The sequence below is a fragment of the Streptomyces sp. NPDC043878 genome, assembly GCF_056435735.1.
Genome location: NZ_JBWKDW010000005.1, coordinates 46,010 through 65,594, shown reverse-complemented (window position 1 = coordinate 65,594; position 19,585 = coordinate 46,010). Strand labels below are relative to the sequence as shown.

General features: G+C 73.1%; 16 protein-coding genes. 10 read left to right on the top strand and 6 right to left on the bottom strand.

Annotated elements, in window-relative coordinates; genetic code table 11:
• The first annotated feature begins 27 nt into the window (after positions 1–27).
• The 5 genes from AC07AZ_RS09325 to AC07AZ_RS09305 all read left to right on the top strand — a co-directional run bounded on the left by AC07AZ_RS09325 (position 28) and on the right by AC07AZ_RS09305 (position 5,837).
• A complete protein-coding gene (locus AC07AZ_RS09325) occupies positions 28–1,158 on the top strand; it encodes an energy-coupling factor transporter transmembrane component T (RefSeq protein ID WP_478845466.1) in 1,131 nt (376 codons plus the stop codon).
• Positions 1,155–2,840 (top strand): ABC transporter ATP-binding protein, encoded by a 1,686-nt coding sequence (locus AC07AZ_RS09320; protein ID WP_478845464.1) that lies wholly within the window; start codon positions 1,155–1,157, stop codon positions 2,838–2,840. Before AC07AZ_RS09325 ends, AC07AZ_RS09320 begins: the two co-directional genes overlap by 4 nt.
• Positions 2,837–3,676 carry an ECF transporter S component gene (locus AC07AZ_RS09315; RefSeq protein ID WP_478845462.1) on the top strand — a complete coding sequence of 280 codons (840 nt, stop codon included), beginning with the start codon at positions 2,837–2,839 and terminating at the stop codon, positions 3,674–3,676. The genes AC07AZ_RS09320 and AC07AZ_RS09315 overlap by 4 nt, the downstream gene beginning before the upstream one ends.
• 347 nt (positions 3,677–4,023) lie before the next feature.
• A complete protein-coding gene (locus AC07AZ_RS09310) occupies positions 4,024–4,440 on the top strand; it encodes an aggregation-promoting factor C-terminal-like domain-containing protein (RefSeq protein WP_478845460.1) in 417 nt (138 codons plus the stop codon).
• Between the two features lie 695 nt (positions 4,441–5,135).
• A complete protein-coding gene (locus AC07AZ_RS09305) occupies positions 5,136–5,837 on the top strand; it encodes a YoaK family protein (RefSeq protein ID WP_478845458.1) in 702 nt (233 codons plus the stop codon).
• Positions 5,838–5,892: 55 nt separating this feature from the next.
• Here the strand turns inward: AC07AZ_RS09305 and AC07AZ_RS09300 are convergent, their stop codons facing one another.
• The gene (locus AC07AZ_RS09300; RefSeq protein WP_478845456.1) at positions 5,893–7,062 is read right to left on the bottom strand and encodes a steroid 3-ketoacyl-CoA thiolase; all 1,170 of its coding nucleotides are present in this window, start codon (positions 7,060–7,062) and stop codon (positions 5,893–5,895) included.
• A gap of 299 nt (positions 7,063–7,361) precedes the next feature.
• Between AC07AZ_RS09300 and AC07AZ_RS09295 the strand changes: the two genes are divergently transcribed.
• Positions 7,362–8,597, top strand: coding sequence for a cytochrome P450 (locus AC07AZ_RS09295; RefSeq protein WP_478845454.1), 1,236 nt, complete (start codon positions 7,362–7,364; stop codon positions 8,595–8,597).
• Between the two features lie 259 nt (positions 8,598–8,856).
• Here the strand turns inward: AC07AZ_RS09295 and AC07AZ_RS09290 are convergent, their stop codons facing one another.
• Positions 8,857–10,914: a bifunctional glycosyltransferase 87/phosphatase PAP2 family protein gene (locus AC07AZ_RS09290; RefSeq protein ID WP_478845452.1), complete on the bottom strand. Its 2,058-nt coding sequence runs from the start codon at positions 10,912–10,914 to the stop codon at positions 8,857–8,859.
• Between the two features lie 439 nt (positions 10,915–11,353).
• Here AC07AZ_RS09290 and proP point away from each other — a divergent pair, with 439 nt between their 5' ends.
• Positions 11,354–12,712, top strand: a complete 1,359-nt coding sequence (gene proP, locus AC07AZ_RS09285) for a glycine betaine/L-proline transporter ProP (protein WP_478845450.1) — start codon at positions 11,354–11,356, stop codon at positions 12,710–12,712.
• Between the two features lie 319 nt (positions 12,713–13,031).
• On the top strand, positions 13,032–13,703 hold the full coding sequence (locus AC07AZ_RS09280; protein ID WP_478845448.1) for an O-methyltransferase: 672 nt from the start codon (positions 13,032–13,034) through the stop codon (positions 13,701–13,703).
• Positions 13,704–13,800: 97 nt separating this feature from the next.
• Here AC07AZ_RS09280 and AC07AZ_RS09275 read toward each other — a convergent pair whose 3' ends face one another.
• Positions 13,801–14,193 (bottom strand): hypothetical protein, encoded by a 393-nt coding sequence (locus AC07AZ_RS09275; protein ID WP_478845446.1) that lies wholly within the window; start codon positions 14,191–14,193, stop codon positions 13,801–13,803.
• Positions 14,194–14,315: 122 nt separating this feature from the next.
• Here AC07AZ_RS09275 and AC07AZ_RS09270 point away from each other — a divergent pair, with 122 nt between their 5' ends.
• Positions 14,316–14,726 (top strand): DnaJ family domain-containing protein, encoded by a 411-nt coding sequence (locus tag AC07AZ_RS09270; protein ID WP_478845444.1) that lies wholly within the window; start codon positions 14,316–14,318, stop codon positions 14,724–14,726.
• A gap of 17 nt (positions 14,727–14,743) precedes the next feature.
• Here AC07AZ_RS09270 and AC07AZ_RS09265 read toward each other — a convergent pair whose 3' ends face one another.
• Both AC07AZ_RS09265 and AC07AZ_RS09260 read right to left on the bottom strand, forming a co-directional pair.
• Positions 14,744–15,664 (bottom strand): hypothetical protein, encoded by a 921-nt coding sequence (locus tag AC07AZ_RS09265; protein WP_478845442.1) that lies wholly within the window; start codon positions 15,662–15,664, stop codon positions 14,744–14,746.
• Positions 15,665–15,669: 5 nt separating this feature from the next.
• On the bottom strand, positions 15,670–16,350 hold the full coding sequence (locus tag AC07AZ_RS09260; RefSeq protein WP_478845440.1) for a hypothetical protein: 681 nt from the start codon (positions 16,348–16,350) through the stop codon (positions 15,670–15,672).
• Between the two features lie 212 nt (positions 16,351–16,562).
• Here AC07AZ_RS09260 and AC07AZ_RS09255 point away from each other — a divergent pair, with 212 nt between their 5' ends.
• A complete protein-coding gene (locus tag AC07AZ_RS09255) occupies positions 16,563–17,054 on the top strand; it encodes a GNAT family N-acetyltransferase (protein ID WP_478845438.1) in 492 nt (163 codons plus the stop codon).
• Between the two features lie 143 nt (positions 17,055–17,197).
• Here the strand turns inward: AC07AZ_RS09255 and AC07AZ_RS09250 are convergent, their stop codons facing one another.
• The gene (locus AC07AZ_RS09250) at positions 17,198–19,243 is read right to left on the bottom strand and encodes an MDR family MFS transporter (RefSeq protein ID WP_478845436.1); all 2,046 of its coding nucleotides are present in this window, start codon (positions 19,241–19,243) and stop codon (positions 17,198–17,200) included.
• Positions 19,244–19,585: the final 342 nt, after the last annotated feature.

Below are 19,585 nucleotides of genomic sequence, written 5' to 3'. Positions count from 1 at the left end.
CCGCGCGTCGGCCGGTCCGGTGTGTGCGTGCACCCCGGTGCCTGGTGGCTGTGGGCGCTGTCCCTCGGCACCGCTGCCACCCGCACCACCAACCCCCTCGTTCTCGCCCTGCTCGCCGCCACCTCCGCCTACGTCGTGGCCACCCACCGCCCCGACACCCCCGCCACCCGCTCCTACGGCGCGTTCGTCAAGCTCGCCCTGGCCGTGCTCGCCGTCCGGCTCGGCTTCGCGGTCGTCCTCGGCTCCCCGATCCCCGGCACGCACGTGCTCGTCACGCTGCCCGAAGTCCCGCTCCCCCACTGGGCGCAGGGCATCCGCGTCGGCGGCCGGGTCACCGCGGAGGGCCTGGTCTTCGCGCTGTACGACGGCCTGAGACTGGCCACGCTCCTCGTCTGCGTCGGCGCCGCGAACGCCCTCGCCGACCCGGCGCGACTCCTCAAGTCCCTGCCGGGCGCCCTGTACGAGATGGGGGTGGCGGTGGTCGTGGCCCTCACCTTCGCCCCCCACCTCATCGCCGACGTGCAGCGCCTGCGCGCCGCCCGCCGTCTGCGCGGACGCCCGGACCGGGGGGTGCGGGGCCTTCTGCACGTCGGACTCCCGGTCCTGGAGGGCGCGTTGGAGCGTTCGGTGTCCCTCGCCGCCGCGATGGACGCCCGCGGCTACGGCCGCAGCGCCGACGTACCGCGCACGGTCCGCCGTACGACCGCCGCCCTCACCCTGGGCGGCCTGCTCGGCGTCTGCGCCGGCACGTACGGCGTCCTGACCGCGGCCGGCGGCACCTACGGCCTGCCCCTCGTCCTGGTCGGCCTGGTCTGTGCCCTCGCCGGTCTGCGTCTCGGCGGCCGCCGCTCCCTGCGCACCCGCTACCGCCCCGACCGGTGGGACGCGCGGGCCTGGCTGGTCACCGGGTCCGGCGTCGCGGTCGCCGCGCTGCTGGCCCTGGCCGCCGCCCGCGACCCCGAGGCCCTGCAGCCGGGTGTGGTCCCTCTCGTCGCCCCCGCCCTGCCCCTGTGGCCGGCGGCGGCCGTGCTCGTCGGGCTGGTCCCGGCCTTCGCCGTACCGGCCCCCGGCCGGGCCGGACCGCCCGTCCCCGCGGCGCCCGCCAGGCCCACCCCCTCCCTCCTGGCCGGCCCCCGCTCGCCCGAGGAGCCGTCGTGATCCGCTTCGAGAACGTCTCCGTGACGTACGACGGCGTGCCCGAACCGACCGTCCGGGGCGTCGACTTCGAGGTCCCGGAAGGTGAACTGGTCCTTCTCGTCGGCCCGTCCGGAGTCGGCAAGTCGACGATTCTGGGCGCGGTCGGCGGACTCGTCCCGCACTTCACCGGCGGCACCCTGCGCGGCCGCGTCACGGTGGCCGGCCGTGACACCCGCACCCACAAGCCACGTGAACTCGCCGACGTCGTCGGCACGGTGGGACAGGACCCGCTGTCGCACTTCGTCACGGACACCGTCGAGGACGAACTCGCCTACGGCATGGAGTCGTTGGGCCTCGCTCCGGACGTGATGCGCCGCCGCGTCGAGGAGACCCTCGACCTCCTCGGCCTGGCCGGTCTGCGGGACCGCCCGATCTCCACGCTCTCCGGCGGGCAGCAGCAGCGCGTCGCGATCGGGTCCGTCCTCACCCCGCACCCGCGCGTCCTGGTCCTGGACGAGCCGACGTCCGCCCTGGACCCGGCCGCGGCGGAGGAGGTCCTCGCGGTCCTCCAACGTCTCGTGCACGACCTCGGCACCACGGTCCTCATGGCCGAACACCGCCTGGAACGCGTCATCCAGTACGCCGACCAGGTCGTCCTCCTGCCGTCCCCGGGCGCGGCACCGGTCCTCGGCACCCCGGCCGCCGTCATGGCCGTCTCCCCGGTGTGCCCGCCGGTGGTGGACCTGGGCCGGCTGGCGCAGTGGTCGCCCCTGCCACTCACGGTCCGCGACGCCCGGCGCCGGGCACCGGCCCTCCGCGAACGCCTCGCGGCGGCGGCCCCCTCGCCCGACACCCGGCGCCCCACGACCACACCCGCGCCCCTCGCCCCACGCCCCGCCGCCGCGCGCCGGTGGCCGCGCCGCCGCACCCCGGCCGACGCCCCCTCCCCCGCGTACGCGGCCGACGTCCGTGCCCTCGCCGTCCGGCGCGGCCGCGTCCAGGCGCTGCGGCACGTCGACCTGACCGTGACGCCCGGCGAGACGATCGCACTGATGGGCCGCAACGGCGCCGGGAAGTCCACGCTGCTCTCCGCGCTCGTCGGGCTCGTGGAACCCGCCGCCGGTTCGGTACGGGTCGCCGACGCCGTACCGCATCGCACGGCGCCCTCCGATCTCGTCCGCCGCGTGGGTCTCGTACCGCAGGAGCCACGCGACCTGCTGTACGCCGACACGGTCGCCGCCGAATGCGCCCAGGCCGACCGGGACGCGGGCGCGGCCCCCGGCACCTGCCGGGCCCTGGTCTCGGGCCTGCTCCCGGGCATCGCCGGCGACACGCATCCGCGTGACCTCTCCGAGGGGCAGCGGCTCACCCTGGCGCTGGCCGTCGTCCTGACCGCCCGGCCGCCGCTCCTCCTGCTCGACGAGCCGACCCGGGGTCTGGACTACGCGGCGAAGGGCCGGCTCGTCGGCATCCTGCGCGGTCTGGCCGCCGAGGGGCACGCCATCGTGCTGGCCACGCACGACGTGGAACTGGCCGCCGAGCTCGCCCACCGGGTGGTGCTGCTCGCCGACGGCGAGGTGATCGCCGACGGTCCGACGGCCGACGTGGTGGTGGCGTCCCCCTCCTTCGCCCCGCAGGTCACCAAGATCCTGGCGCCGCAGAAGTGGCTCACCGTCGCGCAGGTGAGGAGGGCGCTGACATGACCGCCCCCACTCCCGCCCCCACTCCGCAGGCCCGCGCCGTCCGTCTGGGCGCGCGGTCGCTGGTCGCCCTCGCGCTGGTCAGCGCCGTCGGCGTGGCCGCCCTGACCTGGCCGTTCCTCGCCCCGCCCGCCTCCCAGCTGAACGCCCACGCCCAGGACGCCCCCTGGCTGTTCGCCGGGCTGCTGATCCTGCTGGTGGCGGTGGTCGCCGCGACGATCTCCGAGTCGGGCCTCGGCCCGAAGGCGGTCGCCATGCTCGGCGTGCTGGCCGCCACCGGCGCGGCACTGCGCCCGATCGGCGCCGGGACCGCCGGCATCGAGCCGATGTTCTTCCTGATGGTGCTGAGCGGACGGGTGCTCGGCCCGGGGTTCGGCTTCGTCCTCGGCTCGGTCACCATGTTCGCGTCCGCGCTGCTCACGGGCGGGGTGGGTCCCTGGATGCCGTTCCAGATGCTCGCGATGGGCTGGTTCACGATGGGCGCCGGGCTGCTCCCGGGCCCCGACCGGCTGCGCGGCCGGGCCGAGCTGCTGCTCCTCGCCGCGTACGGCTTCCTGGCCGCCTTCGCCTACGGCACGGTCATGAACCTGGCCGGCTGGCCCTTCATGGGCGAGAACGCCTCCGACATCGCCTTCCACCCGGACGCGGCGGTCCCCGCCAACCTGGCCCGTTTCCTCGCGTACTGCCTGGCCACCTCCCTCGGCTGGGACCTGGGCCGGGCGCTGGTCACCGTGGTCCTGACGGTCGTCGCCGGCCCGGCGGTGCTGCGGGCGCTGCGGCGGGCCACGCGCCGGGCGGCGTTCGAGACGCCGGTCACCTTCGACGGCACCCCTGGGTGAGACGGCGTACGCCGACCGTCACCACGGAGTGGTCCAGCGGTGAACCACCCCACATGACACAGGTCACCTACGATCCCGGGTCGTAGCCGAAATCGGCTGGCATGCCCCTGCCATTACCCGCGCTGACCTGCGCTTTGAGAGCCACGTCACACCGACCCGCCGACCCCCGGGTACGACCACAACTAGCAAAAGGGGTATTTGCGGGCACTTCGCCAACCTGTTTCTCTGGAGCACGTCGCTCGGCGCCGACTGCCCACCTGGGCCGCGGCGCCGACGTACGCCCCCCGCCGCGCACCGCGTGGTCCGGATGTACGACGACCGTCCCGTCCCCGAAGAAAAGGTTCTCCGTGTCCGTCTCCCGCATCGTCCGCCGCATCGCCTCCCCGAAGAAGGCCCTGACCGCCGCCGCACTGGCTGCCGCCACCACCGGCATGGTCCTGACCTCGGCTCCGGCCCAGGCCGCCACTTCGTCGGCCCCCCAGGCCCAGGCGATCGCGCACAAGCTGATCCCGAGCGCCGCGCAGTACAACGCCTTCAGCAAGATCGTCCAGCACGAGAGCGGCTGGAACGTCACCGCCACCAACTCCTCCTCCGGCGCCTACGGCCTCGTCCAGGCTCTTCCCGGCTCGAAGATGTCCTCGGCCGGCTCCGACTGGAAGACCAACCCCGCCACCCAGATCAAGTGGGGCCTCGACTACATGAACTCCCGCTACGGCAGCCCGGCCGCCGCGTGGAACTTCTGGCAGGCCAACGGCTGGTACTGAGCGGCCCGACCGCCCGTACCCTCCGCACCAACCCGCCCGAGCCCCCGCGGCCGGTCCCCCGACCGGCCCGCCACACCACCGGCAGGACCGGTCCACACCGACCGGCGCGCCCCGGCACCGGCACGACGGGTCCTCACCGACCGAACCGCCACACCACCGGTCCACACCGACCGAACCGCCCCACCACCGGCACCACCGGTCCACACCGACCGGACCGCCACACCACCGGCACCACCGGTCCACACCGACCGAACCGCCCCACCACCGGCACCACCGGTCCACACCGACCGGACCCGCACGACCGCTCCCCCCCGACCGGCCTCCGTACGACCGGTCCCCCGGACCCGAGCGACCTCTCCATACGACTTCCCGCATCTCCCCGCGCCCGGTCTCTCCTCGACCGGCGACCCCTCGTACAACCGGTCACCGTGACCGACCTCCCGTACGACCGGGTCCCCCCGACCGACCACCCAGTGTGACCGGTCCCTTGACGCGAAGGCGGCGGCCCCCGATCCCCTGGGCCGCCGCCTTCGCCCTGTTCCGGCGGTGGTGCCGGCCCACGGGGAGACCCCTCCCAGGGCCGCACCCCTCCCAGGACCGCACGGTGCCGGTCGGTCGCCCGCGCGCGCCGGGCGGGACAGCCCGGGCCGCGGAATCATGGTGTTCCCGTACCGTCCCCGACCGGAGGCCCGCCCATGAGTGCGGAGAGCGCGAAGAGCGCCGGCGCGCAGGTGCCGGCCGTCGAGGGGCGAGGGGTGCGGCTGGTTCCGGGCCTGTTGGTGCTGACCATGGTCAGCGGGCTGATCGACGCGGTGAGTTACCTCGGTCTCGGGCACGTCTTCACGGCGAACATGACCGGCAACGTGGTGGTGCTGGGTTTCGCGGCGGCGGGGGCGCCCGGCTTCTCCGTGCCGCACACCCTGACCTCGCTCGTGTCGTTCCTCGTGGGCGCGATGGCCGGGGGCCGGATCGCGGTGCGGCTCGGCGGGGGTTCGCGCCGGACCTGGGCGCGCAGCACCTTCGCCGCCGAGGCGCTGCTGCTGGGCGGGTCGGCCGTGGTCGCGTTCGCCGCGCCCGACGCCACGGCCGGCGCCTACGCGCTGATCGCGGTCACGGCCTTCGCCATGGGCCTGCGCAACGCGACCGTCCGCAGACTCGGGGTCGCCGACCTGACGACGACGGTCCTGACCATGACGCTGACCGGTCTCGCCTCCGACTCCCGGGCCGGCGGCGGCGCGGGCACCCACTCGCCCCGCCGCACGGCCTCGGTCGCCGCGATGCTCGCCGGTGCCGCGCTCGGCGCGTGGCTGGTCGTCCACCACGGCCTCGGTATCCCCCTGCTCCTCGCCGCGTCGGCGGTGGCGGTGCTGGCGGTGACGGTGTCGGGGCGGGAGTGAGCCTCGCGCATCCCGACAGCGGTCCGCGCGTCGCCGCGGACCGGGCCGCCACGCCCTAGAGCCGTTGAAGGATCGTCCCGGTCGCCAGGCCGCCCCCCGCGCACATCGTGACGAGGGCGAACTCCCGGTCCGTGCGCTCCAGTTCGTGCAGGGCCGTGGTGATGAGACGGGCTCCGGTCGCCCCGACGGGGTGGCCCAGCGCGATGGCGCCGCCGTTCACGTTGACCTTGTCCAGGTCCTGTCCGAAGACCTGGGCCCAGCTCAACACCACCGACGCGAAGGCCTCGTTGATCTCGACGAGGTCGATGTCCTTCAGGGACATGCCGGCCTTGCCCAGCACGGCCCTGGTGGCGTCGATCGGACCGTCCAGGTGGAAGTGCGGGTCGGCCCCGACCAGCGCCTGGGCGACGATCCGTGCCCGCGGACGCAGTTTCAGCGCGCGCGCCATCCGCTTGGACGCCCACATGATCGCCGACGAACCGTCGCTGATCTGCGACGAGTTGCCCGCCGTGTGCACGGCCGTGGGCATGATCGGTTTGAGTGCGGCCAGCGCGTCGGCGGACGTGTCGCGCAGTCCCTCGTCGCGGTCGACCAGGCGCCACATGCCCTGACCGGCGCGCTGTTCCTCCTCGGTCGTCGGCACCTGGACGGCGAAGGTCTCCCGCTTGAACCGCTCCTCCGACCAGGCGGCCGCGGCGCGTTCCTGGGAGGCGAGGCCCAGGGCGTCGACGTTCTCGCGGGTCAGGCCCCGGTGCCGGGCGATGCGTTCGGCCGCCTCGAACTGGTTGGGGAGGTCGACGTTCCACTCGTCGGGGAACGGTTTCCCGGGCCCGTGCTTGGAGCCCGATCCCAGCGGCACGCGTGACATCGCCTCGACGCCACAGCTGATCCCCACGTCGATGACGCCCGCCGCGATCATGTTGGCCACCATGTGGGAGGCCTGCTGCGAGGACCCGCACTGGCAGTCGACGGTGGTCGCCGCCGTCTCGTAGGGCAGCCCGACCGTCAGCCAGGCCGTGCGCGCGGGGTTCATGGACTGCTCGCCGGCGTGGGTGACCGTGCCGCCGACGATCTGTTCGACGGCGTCGGCGGGGATGCCGGTCCGGCCGAGGAGTTCACGGTAGGTCTCGCCCAGCAGGTAGGCGGGGTGCAGGTTGGCGAGCGCGCCGCCGCGCCTGCCGATGGGCGTGCGTACGGCTTCGACGATCACGGGTTCCGCGGCCATGGGGAGTTCCTCTCCTCCGGTACCCGCGCGGCGCGGGGCGTCCCGGCCCGGCCCGCCACGCGGAACTAGTACGTGTTCTAGTTCCCCCAGCAGTCTGCTGACAGGGAGTCCGTCGCCGCAAGGGGCGTGCACCCCCGGAAGTCTTGTTCTGCGGGCGCGCGCGAAGTCCCGGCCGATTGGGGTCGCCGCGCCTCTTGCCACTTGTAGAACCCGTTACTACCTTCACGGCAGCTCCTGATGGACCGTCAGAATGCTGTCCCGAGCTTGTCAGAGCTGTCCGAACACGGCTGGAGTTGCCGATGCCCTGTCCCGCGCTGCCCGACGGGTTCGACTTCACCGACCCCGACCTGCTGCACCACCGCGTGCCCTTCCCGGAGTTCGCCGAGCTGCGGCGGGCCGAACCGGTCCGCTGGATCCCGCAGCAGGCCAATGTGGCCGGTTTCCAGGACGAGGGCTACTGGGCGGTGACCCGGCACGCCGACGTCAAGTTCGTCTCCACGCACCCGGAGATCTACTCCTCGACCCTCAACACGGCGATCATCCGCTTCAACGAGCACATCGAGCGCGACTCGATCGACGCCCAGCGCCTGATCCTGCTGAACATGGACCCCCCCGAGCACACCAGGGTCCGCCAGATCGTGCAGCGCGTGTTCACCCCGCGCGCCATCCGCGCCCTGGAGGACAACCTCCGCACCCGCGCGCACGCCATCGCGCGGAGCGCCGTCGCCCGGTCCGGGCCCTTCGACTTCGTCACCCAGGTCGCCTGCGAACTGCCCCTCCAGGCCATCGCCGAACTCATCGGCATCCCGCAGGACGACCGGGCCAGGATCTTCGACTGGTCCAACAAGATGATCGCGTACGACGATCCGGAGTACGCCGTCACCGAGGAGGTCGGCGCCGAGTCGGCCACCGAACTCATCGCCTACGCCATGAACATGGCCGCCGACCGGAAGCAGTGCCCGGCGAAGGACATCGTCAGCACGCTGGTCGCCGCCGAGGACGAGGGCAACCTCGCCTCCGACGAGTTCGGCTTCTTCGTGCTGATGCTCGCCGTCGCCGGCAACGAGACGACCCGCAACGCCATCACCCACGGCATGCACGCCTTCCTCACCCACCCCGAGCAGTGGGAGCGGTACAAGCGCGAACGCCCGGCGACGGCCGCCGAGGAGATCGTCCGCTGGGCCACCCCGGTCAACGCCTTCCAGCGCACCGCCACCCAGGACACGGAGCTCGGCGGCAAGCAGATCAGGAAGGGCGACCGGGTCGGCGTCTTCTACGCCTCCGCCAACCACGACCCCGACGTGTTCGACGACCCCGACACCTTCGACATCACCCGCGACCCCAACCCGCACCTCGGCTTCGGCGGCGGCGGCCCGCACTACTGCCTCGGCAAGTCCCTGGCCGTTCTGGAGATCGACCTCATCTTCAACGCGATCGCCGACGCGCTGCCCCACCTGACCCTGGTCGGCGAACCCCGCCGGCTGCGCTCGGCCTGGATCAACGGCGTGAAGGAACTCCGGGTCACCGCGGGCTGAGCGCCGACAGCTCCCCGCGGGGCTGCCGGGTGACGGCCGGACCGGCCCGCACACCCACGGCCGGAACCGTCGACAGACCCGACCGGTCCGCACACCCACGGCCAGAAACGATCGACAGACCCGACCGATCCGCACGTCACGGCCAGAACCGGTCGACAGACTCGGGCCGGCGGCCTCCCGGCGCCGCCGGCCCGTCCACGTGCGGCACAGGGAACTGCCCCTCGCCCGCCCACGGTCGGGGACCGGATCCGTCCCCGCCTCAGCCCGGCGCGCTCTCCTTCTCCCGGGCCGGCGCGCCGACGACCGGCGGTGCGGCTGTCGCCGTACGGGCTCGCGGACCCTGGAACAGGTACGTCAGGCCGAAGCCGCCGCCGACCACCACCGCGCCGCCGACCGCGTCCAGCACCCAGTGGTTGCCGGTCGCCACGATCGCCGAGACGGTGAAGAGCGGGTGCAGCAGGCCGAGCGCCTTCATCCACCACCTGGGCGCGATGATCGCGATGACGAGCCCGCACCACAGCGACCAGCCGAAGTGCAGCGAGGGCATCGCCGCGTACTGGTTGGTGAGGGCGGTCAGCGTGCCGTAGTCCGGCTTGGAGAAGTCCTGGACGCCGTGCACGGTGTCGATGACGCCGAGGCCCGGCAGCAGCCGCGGCGGGGCCAGTGGGTAGAGCCAGAAACCGACGAGGGCGAGCAGGGTGGCGAAGCCGAGGGCGGAGCGGGCCCAGCGGTAGTCGACCGGGCGCCGCCAGTACAGGACGGCGAAGACGCTGAGCGGGACGACGAAGTGGAACGACTCGTAGTAGAAGTCGAAGAAGTCGCGCAGCCAGCCGATCCTCACCACCGCGTGGTTGGCCCAGTGCTCGATGTCGATGTGCAGCCACCGCTCCAGACCGAGGATCTGGTTGCCGTGCTCCTCCGCCCGGGCCCGGCCCCCCGCGTTCGTTCCGCCGGTCGCCGCGAGCCGCACCTTCTGGTAGGCGGCGTAGGTGACGCGGATCAGGAGCAGTTCGAGGAGCAGGTTCGGGCGGGTCAGGACGCGGCGCAGGAAGGGCAGCAGGGGCACGTGCCGCAGGCGGGCGGGCACGGGGACGGCGTACACGGTCGGGACCGGCGCTTGGTAGTACGGAGAGGTGCGGGACAGGAAGGGGATGACGGTGGCCGCGGCGAGGGCCGCGAGCAGCACGACGTTGTCACGGAGTGTGTACAGCGACGCCATGTCCGGCAGCAGCATCTTCGCCGGCAGGGTCATCATCAGGACCACGGCGACCGGCCACACGTACCGGTCGGAGGCCCGCTTGCCGACCCGGCCGACGACCGCGAGCAGCACCCACAGCAGCTGGTGCTGCCACGTGGTGGGGGACACGGCGATGGCGGCGCAGCCGGTGATCGCGACCGCGAGCAGCAGCTGTCCGTCGCGGGCGTAGCGCACGGCACGGCGCAGGCCGAGGGCGGCGACGGCCGCACCGAGCAGCAGGAAGAGAGTGATCTCCAGGGGCCCGGACAGGCCCAGCCGCAACAGGGCGCCGTGCAGGGACTGGTTGGCGAGGGCGTCGGCCTCGCCGCCGAGGCCGACGCCCGCCATGTGGTGGACCCAGTAGGTGTACGAGTCGTGCGGCATCGCGGCCCAGGCGAGCGCGGTGCAGACGGCGAAGGTGGCGCCGGTGACGGCGGCGGCGCGGCGGCGCCGGGTGAACCACAGCAGGGGCGCGAAGAGCAGGACGGCCGGCTGGAGCGCGGCCGCGAGGCCGATCAGCACGCCGCCGGCCCACCGGCCGCGGACGGCGAAGCAGCCGAGCAGCACCAGCAGGACGGGGATGATGCTGGTCTGGCCGAGCCAGAGCGTGTTGCGCACCGGCAGCGACAGCATGAGCAGGCTGATGGCGACCGGTGCGGCCAGCAGCGAGGTGCGGCGGCTGACCGGCTGCGGCAGGGCGCGGGCGGCGACCAGGCCGAGGGCGACGACCAGCAGCAGGGTGCCGAAGGTCCAGCCCCAGCCGAGGGCCTGCTCGGCGGCGCGGGTCAGCGGCTTCATGACCAGCCCGCCGAAGGGGGTGCCGGTGAACCGCGTCGAGTCGTACAGGGAGCCCTTCACGTGCAGGACCCCGTGCGGCCCGAGCCAGGTCTCCAGGTCCGTGAGCCGCTCCCCCCGGGGAGTGCTCAGGACGACCGCGACCTGTCGTACGGCGAGAACGGCGGCCACCAGCCACAGGCCCAGCCGCGCCGCGCGCAGGCGTGGCCTCACCGGGCCGGCGGCCGTCACTCCGGTCACTCCGAAGCCTTCCGCCGTTCGCCCACTGCGCTCCGCATTCGCCACGCCTCGCCGGCCTCCGCCCCGATTGTTCGCGTGCAGCACACGCTGAGTTCCCGCTGCGAACCCTATGAGGGCTCGCACCACCCCCGGACGAAGACGCACGCAACCCCGACTTCACCTGACGGCCGTCGCCCTTTTGTCCGGACGACGATAGTCCGCCGCGTGTCGGGGCGCCGCCGCAGGGAGCGAGATGGATCACAGTGTGCGGCTGAAAACTACGTTCGGGGGCGGGCATACGAGCCTGTACAGAGCGCATATACGTGCCCCATGCAGTCGATCGCACACGGCACGTAAGGGGGACAAGTACCCCTATGGTCGTTTTTCGGCCTGCCGCGGGCGCCGTCGTCGCCGCCTTCGCCGCACACGGGCCGGTCCCTGTCTCCGTCGAAAGGTGGCGAGCGAAGTTTTGCCGACTGCCACAGCAGCCACGCCCCAGCCCCCCATGCCTCCCTCCTCCTCGTCCGCCGGCGCGCCGTCGCAGCGGACGTCCGAGGTCACCACCGTCGATCCGGCCCTGGTGAAGCGCGCCGTCAAGGCCGCCGCCCTGGGCAACGCGATGGAGTGGTTCGACTTCGGTGTCTACAGCTACATCGCGGTCACCCTGGGCAAGGTCTTCTTCCCCTCGGGCAACCCCACCGCCCAGCTGCTGTCGACGTTCGGCGCCTTCGCCGCCGCCTTCCTGGTCCGCCCGCTCGGCGGCATGGTCTTCGGCCCGCTCGGCGACCGCGTCGGACGCCAGAAGGTCCTCGCCGTCACCATGATCATGATGGCCGCCGGCACCTTCGCGATCGGCCTGATCCCGTCGTACGCCACGATCGGCGTCGGCGCCCCGGTCCTGCTGCTCGCCGCCCGCCTGGTCCAGGGTTTCTCGACCGGCGGGGAGTACGCGGGCGCCTCCACCTTCATCGCCGAGTACGCCCCCGACAAGCGGCGCGGCTTCTTCGGCAGCTGGCTGGAGTTCGGCACGCTCGCCGGCTACATCGGCGGCGCGGGCCTGGTCACCGTGATGACCGCCCTGCTGTCCGCCGACGACCTGGTGTCCTGGGGCTGGCGCATCCCGTTCCTGGTCGCGGGCCCGATGGGGATCATCGGCCTGTATCTGCGGATGCGCCTGGAGGAGACCCCGGCGTTCGCCGCCGAGGTCGAGAAGGCCGAGTCCGACCGCCCGAAGGTGCCCCTGCGCGAGATGATCACGGGCCAGTGGCGGGCGCTGCTGCTGTGCGTGGGTCTGGTGCTGGTCTTCAACGTCACCGACTACATGCTGCTGTCGTACATGCCGAGCTACCTGACCGGCGAGCTGAAGTACGACGAGACGCACGGTCTGCTCGTGGTGCTCGGCGTGATGGCGCTGATGATGGTCGTGCAGCCGTTCGCGGGTGCGCTGACCGACCGCGTCGGCCGCCGTCCGGTGATCGCCGCCGGCTGCGCGGGCTTCCTGCTCCTGTCCGTGCCGGCCCTGCTGCTGATCCGGCAGGGCAGTCTGCTCGCCGTCGCCCTCGGCATGGGCGCGCTCGGCCTGCTCCTGGTGTGCTTCACCGCCGCGATGCCCTCGGCCCTGCCCGCCCTGTTCCCGACCCGGGTGCGGTACGGCTCGCTGTCGATCGGCTTCAACATCTCCGTCTCGCTGTTCGGCGGGACCACTCCGCTGGTGGTGACGGCGCTGATCGGCGCGACCGGCAACATGATGATGCCCGCCTACTACATGATGGCGGCGGCCGTGATCGGTGGCGCCGCGGTGTGGTTCATTGCGGAGTCCGCGGGACGCCCGCTGCCGGGTTCGGCCCCCGCCGTCGAACGATGACCGGTCCGGCCGCCCGCGCCTGAGCTCCTCGCCGCAGGCCGGTCGCCGTCGCCCGCGCCCGAGCCGCCCGGCACACCCCGCCACCGGCCGCCCGCCCCCAAAGGCGGGCGGCGGCGACCGGCCTGCGGCGCCCCCGGCCCCGGCCGGCCTCCGCCCTCGCGCCCCTCCCCCGCCCTGACGCCCGCGCTCCACCCTCGTGCCCACCCTCGCCCCCGGACATCCCGGAGGGCGAAATCCCGGACAGTGAACCGGTGCGCGACTATATTCGTTAGGGCAACTAGTTAGCCCCCCTAACTAGACATACGGAAGGCACAGGTGCATGAGCGAGTCGCAGCTCTGGGACGCCGTCGACGACTACTTCACCGCCCGCCTCGCGCCCGACGACGAAGCCCTGGAGGCCGCCGTCCGTGACAGCGAGGCCGCCCGGCTCCCCCAGGTCGCCGTGACGGCGCCACAGGGGAAGTTCCTCCACCTGCTCGCCGGGATCCAGGGCGCCCGCACCATCCTGGAGATCGGCACGCTCGGCGGCTACAGCACCATCTGGCTGGCCCGCGCGCTGCCCGCCGACGGCCGGCTGATCTCACTCGAGTACAGCGCCCGGCACGCCGAGGTCGCCACCCGCAACATCGCCCGCGCCGGGCTCGACAAGCTCGTCGAGGTCCGGGTGGGTCCGGCCCTGGAGTCCCTGCCGAGGCTGGCCGACGAGAACCCGGCCCCCTTCGACCTGGTCTTCATCGACGCCGACAAGGCCAACAACCCGCACTACGTGGAGTGGGCCCTGCGGCTCACCCGGGCCGGCAGCCTGATCGTCGTCGACAACGTCGTACGGGGCGGCCGGGTGGCCGACGCCGACGACAGCTCGCCGGACGTCGTGGGCACCCGCGCCGCCATCGAACTGATCGGCAGCCACCCGAGGCTGAGCGGCACCGCGCTCCAGACGGTGGGCGGCAAGGGCTACGACGGTTTCGCGCTGGCCCGGGTACTGGCCTGAGCGCTCCGCCCCGGCCACGGCCCCGGCCGGAGCCGTTGCGGACGCCGTCTTCGGACGCCGTCCGTGGACCCCGTCTCCGGCCAGGGCGAGCCGAGCGTCACACCTCGTGGTAGAAGCCGACGTTAACGCTGCGCGGGGCGGTGCGGTCGCGGACGATCACCTCGCCGCTGCCGCCCCTGGGCAGCGTCACCGTCCCGCCGTAGGCGAGGGGTTGGGCGTGCGCGCCGATCGCCACGATCACCTCGGAGGACGGGTCGGGCTGGGAACCGCGCAGCCAGGACAGCTGCCAGGTGCCCTCGGGGCCGCACAGGAACTCCAGGTGCACCCGGGAGATGAACAGCCAGTCGTCGGGCGTCGCCAGGCGGCACACGGACTTGTCCCGGCCCACCCGCAGCACCGCGCCCGGCTCGCTCGGCGCCTCGGCCATGAGCATCCCGGCCGTGGCACCCTCCTCCGCACCGCTGACGGTGGCCATGGTGAGTTCGAGCACGTGCGCTCCTCCTGAGACGTCCTGGTACGAGGGCTGGGAACGCCCCTGCGCGGCGGCCTGGTTGGCGCACCGACGCCGCATGATAAATCGCCCGGGCCCGTCGCGTCCGGCACAATGGACCCATGACCGAGCGAAAGCCACCCGGCATCCCGTTCGAGTCCTGGGTCGAGAGACAGATCCGGGAGGCGGAGGCGCGCGGCGACTTCGACCGGCTGCCCGGCGCGGGCAAGCCGCTTCCCGGCGGCGCCGACACGTCGTACGACGAACTCTGGTGGATTAGGCGCAAGATGGCGCGCGAGGGCCTGTCGGTCCTGCCGCCGACGCTCGCCCTGCGCAAGGAGGCCGAGGACGCGCTCGCGGCCGCGGTGGAGGCGCCCGCCGAGCGGATCGTGCGGAAGATCGTCGAGGACATCAACGTCAGGATCCGTGACGTCATGTTCAGGCCGCCGCCCGGCCCCCCGCTGGGTCTGAAGCCGTACGACGTCGAGGACGTCGTACGCCGGTGGCGGGAGGGCCGGGCGGCGGCCGGATAGTGCCGTGGGGCGGTCTCTCAGAGGTGCAGGAGCCGCTCCGCCAGTTCGCGGTAGTCCCGCAGGGCCAGCCGGAGCTGCTCGGTGTCGGCGCTCGTGACCGACTTGCCGTCCCCGCCGTCCGCTCCGTCCGCGGACTGCCAGGACTTGCGGAGCGTACGGCGGTGCTCGGTCACGGCGGCGGTGAAGCGCGAGGTGACCTCCTCCAGTACGTGGTCGGCCTCCTCGACGGAGGCGCGGGGACTGTCCACGAACCCGGTGACCGCGTGCTGGAGCCGCAGGGAGAGCTTGTCGCTCTCGTCGTCGTGCGGGAACAGCTGCTGGCCGTGACCCCCGATGCCGGACTTCGCGAGGCCGCCGGGAGCGGACGTACCGGACGCGCCGGTCCCGCTCCCCGTGCCCGCGGAGTCCCGCGTGTCCGTGGTGCCGGTGCCGGTGATGCCCGTGGTGCCGGTGGTGCCGGTGGTGCTTGTGCCGCGCCCGTCGCCCGACAGGCCGTCGCTGGTCCGGGTGCCGTCAGGAGTCAGGGTGCCGGCCCCGTCCGCCGAGCCGTGGGGCGACTCGGTGCCGCGGCTGCCCAGCGGAACCGGGGTGATGTCGCCGCCCGGGCCGCCGCGCCCCGCCGAGGTGTCGCGGCCGGCGGAGCCCTCCGTGCCGGCGGGTGTCTCGCGGCCGCCGGCGCCGGTACGGCCGACGCCGGTGTCGCGGGCCGTCGCCGTGCCGTCGCCGGACGTGGCCTCGTGGGCCGTACGTCCGTCCGGCCCGGTGTCGCCGGCGGGTGCGGTGAAGCCGCCCGGGACCGTGTCGCCGCGCCCCGCGGTCGTCCTGTCGTCCGTCACCGGGTCACGGCCCGGCGGCGTCGCGGGGATCGAGGAGCGGCCCCTCGTCTTGCCGTCACGCGGGGTGCCCTCGGCGCCCGCTCCGGTTGTCGCGTCCGTCATGTCGCTCAACTCCCCTTCACATGGCGCTTGTTGAACGCCCAAGTCTGGTTGTCGCGGCCGTCGGTACGGTCCGGTGTCGGCTCACCGGCGGCCGTGCGGGACTCGTCCCGGCGGTCGAGCCGGCGGGCCGGGCCCACCAACTGCTCGAACAGGGCCCTGGCCTCGACCATGGCCTCACGCATCTCCTCGGTGCCGGCCCGGCCACCGTCCTGCGTACCGCTCACGCGGGTGGCGGCGACGCGGTGCACGCGCCGGTAGCCGTGCACGTGGTGCGCGTGGTGCACCGACAGCGCGGCGAGCTGCTCCTCGTACTGCGAGCCCTGCGGGAAGCCGCGGGCCTCGGCGAGCTCGGCGAGCAGCCGGTCCGCCTCGGCCACCGCTTCCGACGGCGAGTCGACGAAGCGCTCCTGGGCCGCCGTCCAGCGGGCCTCGAACTGTTCGCGCTGCGCCGGCTCCAGCTCGCGCCGCTGCAGGGAGCCGTGCCGCTCCACGCGTTCGGCGAGCTCGCGCTCGGCGGCCTTGGAGTCCCCGTCGTGCCGGGCCACGGCACGGTCGTACTCGGGCCCGAAGCGTCGCTTCAGGCTTCCGCCCGCGTGCCCGCCTCGGGCTCGCAGGGTCAGGACGGCCGCCACGATGACTACGACCGCCACGATCACGATCAGAGCAATGATCACGCCTGTGGACATGGATGCCTTCCGGGTTCTCGACCCAACCGGCCGTCCGTACGGGCCGGTTCTCTGACCGTCTTGCCGCGAAGTCGGTCCCCAAACGGTGGCTGCCCGCCCGGCGACCGCCCCGTGACCGTCCCGGTCCGCGTCGTCACCCACCGCCCGCGGGACCGCCGGCGATCGACAATCCGGTTGCGCGCCCCGCACACCGCCTCCCGAGAATGACGGGTATGACGTGGACCCTCGCTCCGGAACCCTTCGACTCCCCGGTCGCCGCCGCACTGTGGCGGGCCTACTACACGGAGGTCAGCGACCGCTGGTATCTGCTGCACGAGGGGCACCGGACCGGGTCCGCCGAACTGGAACGGGAGATCGCGGCCGTCACGGGCGCGGAACTCGCGCCGCCCAAGGGGCAGTTGGTGGTCGCCCGGTACGACAACGAGCCGGCCGGCAGTGCGGGCGTACGGCTGCTGGACGCCACGACGGCGGAGCTCACCCGGGTTTTCCTGTACGAGGGGCGGCGCGGCAAGGGCGGCGCCGCGCTCCTGGTGGGGGCGGCCGAGGAAGCGGCCCGCGCGCTCGGCGCCACCCGGCTGATCCTCGACACCCGCAGCGACCTCGTGGAGGCCCGCGCCCTGTACAGCCGGCTCGGCTACACGGAGACCGGGCCGCACAACGACGACCCGTACGCCGGCCACTGGTTCACCAAGGACCTCGGCTGACCCACCGGCCCCACACGGCGCTCAGCCGACCCGACCCGCCGGCCCCGCGCGACCCTCAGCCGACCTGGGCCGCCGGCCCCGCGCGACCCTCAGCCGACCCGACCCGACCCGACTCGCCGCCCGCTCGCCGCCCCTCGCAGCCCTCAGCCGACCTGGGTCGCCGGCCCGCTGTGCGGCTGCTCCCGGTCCGAGCCGCACAGTTCCTCGTTCAGCTCACGCACCAGCTGGACCAGGTCGGTCGGCCGGTCCGGTCCCCACCAGTCACCGAGGAGTTCGGCCAGGGAGTCCTCACGGACCCGCGCCAGGCGTTCCGCGACCTCGACGCCCCGGCCGGTCAGCGTCATGTCGAGGCCCGCGCGCTCGGCCAGGCCCTCTTCCTCGACCTGCCGGGCGGCCTCGATGAGGACGCCCAACGGGACGGAGCCGCTTTCGGACAGGACGGCCGGTTCGACCCAGCCGTGCTTCTTGATCCGCAGCAGCAGCCAGCTGGCCGCCGGCCGCAGGTCGTAGCCGGCCCGTTCGGTGATCGTCTCGTAGATCTCCCGGCGGCCCTCGCGGGTGCCGAGGACCGACAGCGCGCGGCACACCTCGTCGTACGACGACCGCTCGACCGGGTTGCTGGCGAGGGTCTCGGTGACGTCGGGGGCGGTGACCGAGCCGCGCAGCTTGTCCTCCTTGAGGAACCAGGCCAGCACGAAGCCGAGGAAGGCGACGGGAGCGGCGTACAGGAAGACGTCGGTGATGGACGAGGCGTAGGCGTGCAGGGCCGCCGGGCGCAGCGCGGGCGACAGGGTGGCGATGCCGCGCGGGTCGGACTCCAGCGCGTCCGCGGTGACGCCGGGCGGGAGCGGGGCGCCGCGCAGCGCGTCCGTGAGTTTGTCGCCGAGGCGGCTCGCGAAGATCGTGCCGAAGATGGCGACGCCGAAGGAGGCCCCGATGGACCGGAAGAAGGTCGCGCCGGAGGTGGCGACACCGAGATCCTCGTAGGAGACCGCGTTCTGCACGATGAGGACGAGGACCTGCATGACCAGGCCGAGGCCCAGCCCGAAGACGAAGAAGCAGGCGCTCATCGCCGTGGTGGAGCTGTGCTCGTCGAGCCGGTGCAGCAGGAGCAGGCCGAGCGTGGTGACGCCGGTGCCGGCGACCGGGAACACCTTCCAGCGGCCGGTGCGGCTGACGATCTGGCCGGAGGCGGTGGACGCCAGCAGCAGGCCGAACACCATCGGCAGCATGTGGACGCCGGACCACGTCGGTGAGACGCCCCGCACGACCTGGAGGAAGGTCGGCAGGTAGGTCATCGCGCCGAACATGGCGAAGCCGATGATGAAGCTGATGACGGCGGACAGCGTGAAGGTGCGGATCCGGAACAGCTTGAGCGGCAGGACCGGTTCGGCCGCCCTTCGCTCCACGAGCACGAACACGACGCCCAGCCCGACGCCCAGCACGGCGAGGCCGACGATCTGCGGCGATCCCCAGCCCCAGGTGGTACCGCCGAGGGAGGCCACGAGGACCAGGCAGGTCGCCACGGACGCGATGAGGAGCGTGCCGAGGTAGTCGATGAGGTGCCGGGTGACCTTGCGCGGGATGTGCAGGGCGGTCGCGATGACGGCGAGCGCGACGGCGCCGACGGGCAGGTTGACGTAGAACACCCAGCGCCAGCTGAGATGCTCGGTGAACACTCCGCCGAGGAGCGGTCCGAGCACGCTGGTCGCGCCGAAGACCGCGCCGAACAGCCCCTGGTAACGGCCGCGTTCACGGGGCGGGACCAGGTCGCCGACGATCGCCATCGACAGCACGATCAGCCCGCCGCCGCCCAGGCCCTGGAGCGCGCGGAAGGCGATGAGCTGCGGCATGTTCTGCGCCATGCCGCACAGCGCGGACCCGATGAGGAAGATCACGATCGCGGTCTGGAACAGCTTCTTGCGCCCGTACTGGTCACCGAGTTTGCCCCACAGCGGGGTCGCGGCGGTCGAGGCCAGCAGGTACGCCGTGACGACCCACGAGAGGTGGTCGAGGCCGCCGAGGTCGCTGACGATCGTGGGCAGGGCGGTCGACACGATGGTCTGGTCGAGGGCGGCGAGCAGCATGCCGAGCAAAAGCGCGCCGATCGAGACCATGACGTTGCCGGGCACGTGCGGGTCCCGTGCGTCTCGTGCGTGCCCGGTCGCGACGGGCGCGTCCCCTGCCATGCCGGCCTCCGTGGTTCTCGGTTCCTGTTCCCGTGGGTTCCATCGTGGTGGGAGTGGCGCGTTATGGCCTGTCGAGTCCGGCTGGAAGCGGGCATTCCGGGGGCTCGCGGCAGGGGGTGTGGAGGGGATCCGGATAATCTCTGGAACTCGGGAGGGGACGCGAACACATGGACGAGGGGAGGGCCGGACGCGTGGACGAGCCGAAGGGGCACACGTGCCCGGAGTGCGGTGCGCCGCGGGGGGCCGACAACACCCCGTCCTGCGGCTGCGGTCAGCGGGCGTCCGACGCGCTGCTCCACGCCCGTACGGCGGAGGCGGCAGCGGCGGAGGACTTCGACCCGC